The 6,185-nt window shown below is 66.8% G+C and carries 9 protein-coding genes; 8 read left to right on the forward strand and 1 reads right to left on the reverse strand.

The window, feature by feature from the left end; translation table 11 throughout:
* Positions 1-231: 231 nt before the first annotated feature.
* Positions 232-840 carry a TetR/AcrR family transcriptional regulator gene (locus AB0J64_RS56530; protein ID WP_364046858.1) on the reverse strand — a complete coding sequence of 203 codons (609 nt, stop codon included), beginning with the start codon at positions 838-840 and terminating at the stop codon, positions 232-234.
* Positions 841-942: 102 nt separating this feature from the next.
* Here AB0J64_RS56530 and AB0J64_RS56535 point away from each other — a divergent pair, with 102 nt between their 5' ends.
* The 8 genes from AB0J64_RS56535 to AB0J64_RS56570 all read left to right on the forward strand — a co-directional run bounded on the left by AB0J64_RS56535 (position 943) and on the right by AB0J64_RS56570 (position 6,001).
* Positions 943-1,875 (forward strand): NAD-dependent epimerase/dehydratase family protein, encoded by a 933-nt coding sequence (locus tag AB0J64_RS56535; RefSeq protein WP_364046861.1) that lies wholly within the window; start codon positions 943-945, stop codon positions 1,873-1,875.
* A gap of 123 nt (positions 1,876-1,998) precedes the next feature.
* Complete coding sequence (locus AB0J64_RS56540) at positions 1,999-2,247, forward strand: hypothetical protein (protein WP_364046864.1); 249 nt, start codon at positions 1,999-2,001, stop codon at positions 2,245-2,247.
* A 137-nt stretch (positions 2,248-2,384) separates the two neighbouring features.
* The gene (locus tag AB0J64_RS56545) at positions 2,385-2,576 is read left to right on the forward strand and encodes a hypothetical protein (RefSeq protein WP_364046867.1); all 192 of its coding nucleotides are present in this window, start codon (positions 2,385-2,387) and stop codon (positions 2,574-2,576) included.
* A 164-nt stretch (positions 2,577-2,740) separates the two neighbouring features.
* The gene (locus AB0J64_RS56550; RefSeq protein ID WP_364046870.1) at positions 2,741-3,136 is read left to right on the forward strand and encodes a hypothetical protein; all 396 of its coding nucleotides are present in this window, start codon (positions 2,741-2,743) and stop codon (positions 3,134-3,136) included.
* Positions 3,133-4,143, forward strand: a complete 1,011-nt coding sequence (locus tag AB0J64_RS56555) for a D-alanine--D-alanine ligase (RefSeq protein ID WP_364046873.1) — start codon at positions 3,133-3,135, stop codon at positions 4,141-4,143. Before AB0J64_RS56550 ends, AB0J64_RS56555 begins: the two co-directional genes overlap by 4 nt.
* The gene (locus tag AB0J64_RS56560) at positions 4,140-4,814 is read left to right on the forward strand and encodes a M15 family metallopeptidase (RefSeq protein WP_364046876.1); all 675 of its coding nucleotides are present in this window, start codon (positions 4,140-4,142) and stop codon (positions 4,812-4,814) included. Before AB0J64_RS56555 ends, AB0J64_RS56560 begins: the two co-directional genes overlap by 4 nt.
* Before the next feature lie 21 nt (positions 4,815-4,835).
* Positions 4,836-5,225, forward strand: a complete 390-nt coding sequence (locus AB0J64_RS56565) for a hypothetical protein (protein WP_364046879.1) — start codon at positions 4,836-4,838, stop codon at positions 5,223-5,225.
* 194 nt (positions 5,226-5,419) lie between these two features.
* Positions 5,420-6,001, forward strand: a complete 582-nt coding sequence (locus AB0J64_RS56570; protein WP_364046882.1) for a recombinase family protein — start codon at positions 5,420-5,422, stop codon at positions 5,999-6,001.
* Positions 6,002-6,185: the final 184 nt, after the last annotated feature.

Consider the following 6,185-nt stretch of genomic DNA (forward strand, 5'->3'; position numbering starts at 1 on the left):
TCTTCCTCGTGGTCATTCCGGTCGCGGGCGTCCTGGCAGCTAGTCCCGGCTTCCCATCATTCGGGCGTGCCAGATCGTGTGCGGAGCGAGCCGGCTGGTTGCCGCCGCGCTGGTGCTGACCGGGCCTGCGTCGATCTGGTCGCTCGCTGGAGATGCTGGCCGGTGTTGCCGAGGCGTTCTTCCAGATCCGCAGCCTCCGACCGGCCTAGAGATCCGAACTCCGTACAGGCTCTAGTCGGCTGCACTGGCGCCACGGTGGCCTCGGAGGGCGGCCTCCAAGGCGAGGCGCCAGTGGCGGTCGGCCTGATCGCGGTCGCCCAACCTGCCGTACAGCTCCAGGCTGGCCAGGCCGTGAACCAGGGCGTTGAGATGGACAGCGATGCCGAGCGGGTCGACTGGAGCGAACCGGCCGCTGTCCACACATCGCGCCACGGCCCGTACGAGGGTGTCGAACGTTCCTTGGATCTGCGCCAGGGCCGCCTCGTCGGGACGGAAGTCAGGCACTGGGTGACCGAACATCAGCTCATACAGGTCGGGATTGGCCAGCGCTGAGGCCCGATATGCGTGCCCGAGCTCCATCAGATCGGCTTCGGGATCTCCGTCACGAGGGACGGTGGCGAACTGCTCAGTCAACCGTGCGAACCCCTCCAGAAACATCGCGCGCAGCAGCCCGGACTTGCCACCGAACAGGTTGTACACGGCGGTCGTGGAGGTGCCGACCTCACCGGCGATCCGCCGGGTACTGAGGGCTTGCGGGCCCGCCTCGGCAAGTATGCGCCCAGCGGCGTCCAGGAGATCACGGCGCAGTGCTTCGTAGTCACGGGTACGGGGACGTGCCATGTTGACAAACCTATCATAACGCTGTTTTGTAACACTGTTCCTAAACTCCTCCTCGCGCCGTGGCCAATCGTGTCGCGTGGTGGTAGATCCGAAAGGCCCACGATGTCTGATCTGCACGTTGTCTTGGGAGCCAGCGGCGCCGTCGGTGCTGCGGTCGTCCGTGAACTCGCATCCCGCGGACACCGCGTCCGCGCTGTTTACCGCAACACCTCGGTGCCGAAACTGCCGGGCGTGCAAGCCCTGCGGGAAGATGTCACCACCGCCAGCGGCGCGGCGGCCGCCTGTGCGAGCGCGACCGTCGTCTACCACTGCGCCGCACCCGCCTACCACCGGTGGGTGCAGGAGTTTCCCGGGCTGACCGCGGCGATCCGCCAGGGCGCAGCCGGCGCGAAGCTGGTCTTCGCCGACAACTTGTACATGTACGGTCCGGTGGACGCGCCCATGACCGAGGACCTGCCGTACGCCGGGCGCACCCCCATGAGCCGAGTTCGCGCCGAGATGGCCGAGTCGCTCCTGGCCGCGCACCGCGTCGGCGATCTGCGCGTCGCCATCGGCAGGGCCTCCGACTATTACGGTGCCGGCGGCGTTAACAGCACGGTCGGCGCCACCGTATTCGGGCAGGCGACTCGCGGCCGGACCGTCCGCTGGGCCGGGTCGCTGGACCAGCCGCACTCGTTCAACTACCTGCCTGACATCGCCCGTGCCCTGGTCACGCTAGGGACAGACGAGCGGGCCGACGGCCAGGTCTGGCACCTGCCGGCCGACCGGCCCGTGACCGGGCGAGAGTTCATCGATCTGATCTCCGCCGAGCTCGGGCATCCGGTGAAAGCCGCGGCCCTCGGCCGCCTCATGCAGCGCGTCCTTGGGCTGTTCAACCCCACCATCCGGACCCTCGGCCAGACCTGGTACCAGCGAGACCGCCCATTCGTCGCTGACACCTCCAAATTCACCCACACCTTTGGGCCGCTCTCCATCACCCCGCACCGTGAGGCCATCGCCGCCACCCTCGACTGGTACCGCACCCACCCCTCGTGACCGGATATCGGTGAGAAATGTCCGGCGGGGCCGATCCGGCGCGTGAGCATCATCGTCGAGGCGCCCGGTTCATCGAGGTTCGGCCGCTTCCGAGCCGCCGTAATCGGCCTGCCGTGAGGCTGAATGGCCTGGCACCGGCACGTCACCTTGGCCATGCTCGCCCTGGCCCTGCTGGCCGCGATCGCCGCCGCCCAGCCAACCAGCACCACCGACCGCATCCCCTTGACGCTGCCCGAGATCCGGCAACTGCTGGCCGCGATCGTCCTAACCACCACTCACACGATCACGGCCGTCCTGCGCTGGTCGGACTGGCGCCGTCGCCACCAAGCAGGAGCCCGGCACTGCCACTACCAGCGCAGATTCGAACCATGATCGCAAAGTGTCACTGGGAGTACTAGGACACTACGCCTTCCACGCCGTGATCACCTTTGAGCAGGGCGCAGGCGTGCCGCAATATCCATAATTCCTCTGTAATGCAAAAAATTTCTCTATAGCGAAATGGGGATGTCGTGACGACTCCTTCGACGGTCATCCGCCCCGTGCGTCCCGAGGAGTTGCGGGGCCGTGGCCGAGATCTTCGAGCGATCCCGTCGGCGGTCGCCGACTGGCAGCAGAAGCTGGGCGATCTCGCCGTCCGCGGGTTGCCGTTCCTGGCGGCCGAACGATCCGACGACGTGGCCGGTCCGCGTCTGGGACGGTGAGGTCACCGGCGTCTCCGGCGCCATCGCACCGAGGCCCGCATTCGGCAGGCCCCACGCTGCCCTTTGAGCGCGCAAGCCTCGCGCAAGCCGGCTCTGGCAGTGTTGATCGAGATTGGCGCGGCCCGCTATCGCGGATTCAGCCTGTCCAGATTGAGGAGGTCGTTGTGTTCCCTGTTCCGCTCGTCCTGGTGAGCCACGGGTCGCCGGTCGAGCGCCGCGCATTCGACATCGTGGAGAGCGTCACGCCCGATACGGTGATCCGCTGCGAGGGCCGTCTGGCCACGGCCGTTCACGTCGCCCTTGTGGATCCCCATCCGGTCTTCGGTGAGCAGGCGATCATTGCCGCGCTCTATTTGCGTAACGCCGGGATGACAGCGGTGGTCGGCGATCCGGGGCTCGTGCCCGACGATCTCGTCCGGCCGATCCATGCGTACATGGCGAAGGCGCGGGCGGACGAGGTCCCCGTTCAGACGGAAGTTCTCATCTTGGAGGACGCCATGCATCTCTATGACGACATTGACGCGATCGTACGAGCGTTCGAGAGTGGGGCGTTCCGATGATTCCGCCCAGGAAACCGATGCGGGTGGCGCTGCTGTTCGGCGGGGCGAGCGCGGAGCGGGACGTCTCGGTCGCGAGCGCGGCACAGGTCATGTCCGCCCTGTGTACGCTCGGGCATCGCGTGGACGCCTTCGACCTCGCCAAGGGCAGGCTCAGCCCGGCCGACGCCGAACGCGTGATGCGGGCGAAGGTCGCGTCCACGCCTCCCGATCCGGTGAGGCTGCCCACCGTGGCGGTCGCCCCCAGGCTCGTGGAGGAGATGTTGGGCGTGGACGTCGTCTTCCTGGCGCTGCATGGAGGGGTCGGCGAGAACGGCGCCGTGCAGGCCGTCCTCGACTCGGCCGGACTGCCCTACACCGGCAGCGGGCACCTGGCGAGTGCCGTCGCCATGGACAAGGACATCGCCAAGCGGCTGCTGCACACCTCAGGGGTCCCCACGCCTGAGTGGGTTCTTCTGCGGCCCGATGCCGAGGTCGACGACCTTCCTTTCGACGGCCCGGTCATCGTCAAGCCGAACGCTCAGGGCTCCTCGATCGGCTTGACCCTGGTCAAGGGCCGGGAGGATCTCAGCGAGGCCGTACGGGCGGCCCGCCGGCGCGACACGGACGTGCTGATCGAGCGTTTCGTGCCGGGCCGCGAATTCGTGGTCGGTGTCCTGGACGGCAGGGCGCTGGCCGTCGGCGAGATCAGGACGGAAGGGCGGGAGATCTTCGATTACGAGGCCAAGTACCAGGTCGGCGGGGCGCTGGAGATCTTCCCCGCAGACGTTCCCGCCGCCCTGGACGACGAGCTGCGGTCGCTGGCCGTCCGGGCCCACGAAAGCCTGCGGCTGGGGTCGTACAGCAGGGTGGATTTCCGGATGGACGACAAGGGCGGGATCTGGTGTCTTGAGGCGAACACCCTTCCCGGGATGACCGCCACCAGTCTCTTCCCGCAATCCGCGCAGGCGGCCGGGATTTCCTTCCCGGAGCTGTGCGAACGCATCTGCCGGCTGGCGGTGCGTTCATGACGGCGGCCGAGTTCGAGCACGTCGCCATACGGGAGAACGGGGATCCGTTGACGGATCTGAAGGACCACCCGTTCACGTGCGAGCCCTCCTACTTCCACCGCGGCCTGTCACCGACGAGCGCGATGCACCTGCGGCTGACGGTCGCCGAGATGCTGGTGGACATCCAGCGGGCGCTGGCGCCGCTGACCTTCAAGATCTGGGACGGTTACCGCCCCCGGCTCGTACAGCGAAACATCTTCGAGGACTATCTGGCCACCTTGCGGGCGGAGCATCCGGATACGGACGAGGAGGAGTTGCGGAAGAGGGCGGAAATCTTCGTCACCGACCCGGGGAGTTCGCGGCGCATTCCTCCGCATGCCACCGGGGGAGCCGTGGACCTGACCCTGGTGGACGCGAACGGGCGTGAGCTCGACATGGGCACACCGTACGACCACTTCGGGCCCGAGTCGGCCGCGCTCTACTACGAGGACAACGCCAGGAACACCACCGCGAGGGACAACCGGCGGATACTCCGGGACGCGATGACGGGCGCCGGCTTCCGCATCGACGCCGATGAGTGGTGGCACTTCGATTTCGGCAACCAGATTTGGGCGGCGCACTACAACGCGCCAGTCGCCTGTTACGGCGAGATCGAGGTCTTCGACCCCACGAGCCGTACCGGCAGCCAATAAGGTGATCTCAGCTCCGACAGTGTGCGTGCCTGTGTGGAGATGCTCGGCGCGCGCAGGGTCAACCACGGGATCAGGGCTGTCGAGGACCCGGCCCTGGTGGCGGAACTGGCCGAGCGGCAGGTGTGTCTCGACGTGTGCCCCTCCTCGAACTTGGAGTTGCAGGTCAGCCCGTCCTTGGCCGAGCATCCACTACCCGCCCTCATGGACGCCGGCGTGCCGGTGACCGTCAACAGCGACTGCCCGCTGTTCTGCGGCAGCACCCTGGTCGAGGAGTACGACATGGTCAGGCGCTGGCTCGACTTGGATGCCGCGGCCCTGGCCGACATAGCGGAGACCTCGCCGCGGTTCAGCTCGTGCCCGGCCGACCGACTGGAGCGTGCCATGGCGAACCTGGCCCGGTGGCGCGGCTAAGCGGGGTGCCCGTAGCAATCGCGGAAAATCCAACGAACCTGTAGCCGACCTGCGGTGATACCGATCCTGTTCGACCCCATGGCAGAGCCTGGCCACATCGACTTTCCGGATAGAGGTTTCTGGACGGCATCACGCCTGGTCGCTAGGGTGTCCAGAAAGGTAGACGTTTCTGGACGCCGCTGGGAGGGTGGTTGATGACCGTCTGGGCGTATGCACGAGTCTCGACGCGTGACCAGAACCCGCAGCTCCAACTCGACGCCCTGGCGGCCAGCGGCTACGACGAGTTGGTCATGGAAAAGGAATCGGGCAAGCGCGGTGTCGCGCGACCGGCATGGGAGGCGCTTCTGGCGCTGCCCAGGGCGGGCGACACGCTGAAGTTCTGGAAGTCCGACCGCTGGGGCCGCTCAGCGGGGCACGTGCTGACCACGGTCAACGAGTTGCGCGACCGCGGCATCACGGTGGTGTCGCTGACGGAGAACTTCGATCTGGGCACCAAGGAGGGCCGTTTCATGTTCGCGGTGCTGGCCGCCGCTGCGGAGTACGAGCTGGAGCTGCGAGCCGAGCGCCAGGCCGAGGGGATCGCCGCCGCCAAGCGCCGCGAGGCCACTGGTGCCATGTTGCCCGGCAAGAAGAAGACCGGCCGGCCGCGCGTCATCGGCCCCGCCGAGCTGGCTACGCTACGTCAGCTGATCGGTGACGGTGTATCGATCACCGAGGCTGCACGCACCCTCAAAATTGGCCGCTCCACCGCCTACGCGGCACTCGCGGGACGCTGACCAGCAGCTATCCCACCCATATCCCGCTTCCGCCCTGGGGCTCCCTAGCAAGATCGTTCTCATCGATAACGGCTGTCCGCCGGTTCCTCAGCTTGTTCTAAAACCAAATTCTTGGGCGTATGCCCTGATCAGAGACTTATGGCATCTATCAGCCCATAGTGGACTGTGTCTTTATGGTTACGGC

This window comes from Nonomuraea sp. NPDC049695, assembly GCF_040674955.1.
Lineage (GTDB): Bacteria > Actinomycetota > Actinomycetes > Streptosporangiales > Streptosporangiaceae > Nonomuraea > Nonomuraea helvata.

What these genes read in the sequence shown, in the direction of transcription:
- AB0J64_RS56560 (WP_364046876.1), top strand. Translation starts at nt 4,140, where the DNA reads ATGACGGCGGCCGAGTTCGAGCACGTCGCCATACGGGAGAACGGGGAT.
- AB0J64_RS56555 (WP_364046873.1), top strand. Translation starts at nt 3,133, where the DNA reads ATGATTCCGCCCAGGAAACCGATGCGGGTGGCGCTGCTGTTCGGCGGG.
- AB0J64_RS56530 (WP_364046858.1), bottom strand. Translation starts at nt 840, where the DNA reads ATGGCACGTCCCCGTACCCGTGACTACGAAGCACTGCGCCGTGATCTC.
- AB0J64_RS56540 (WP_364046864.1), top strand. Translation starts at nt 1,999, where the DNA reads ATGGCCTGGCACCGGCACGTCACCTTGGCCATGCTCGCCCTGGCCCTG.
- AB0J64_RS56570 (WP_364046882.1), top strand. Translation starts at nt 5,420, where the DNA reads ATGACCGTCTGGGCGTATGCACGAGTCTCGACGCGTGACCAGAACCCG.
- AB0J64_RS56535 (WP_364046861.1), top strand. Translation starts at nt 943, where the DNA reads ATGTCTGATCTGCACGTTGTCTTGGGAGCCAGCGGCGCCGTCGGTGCT.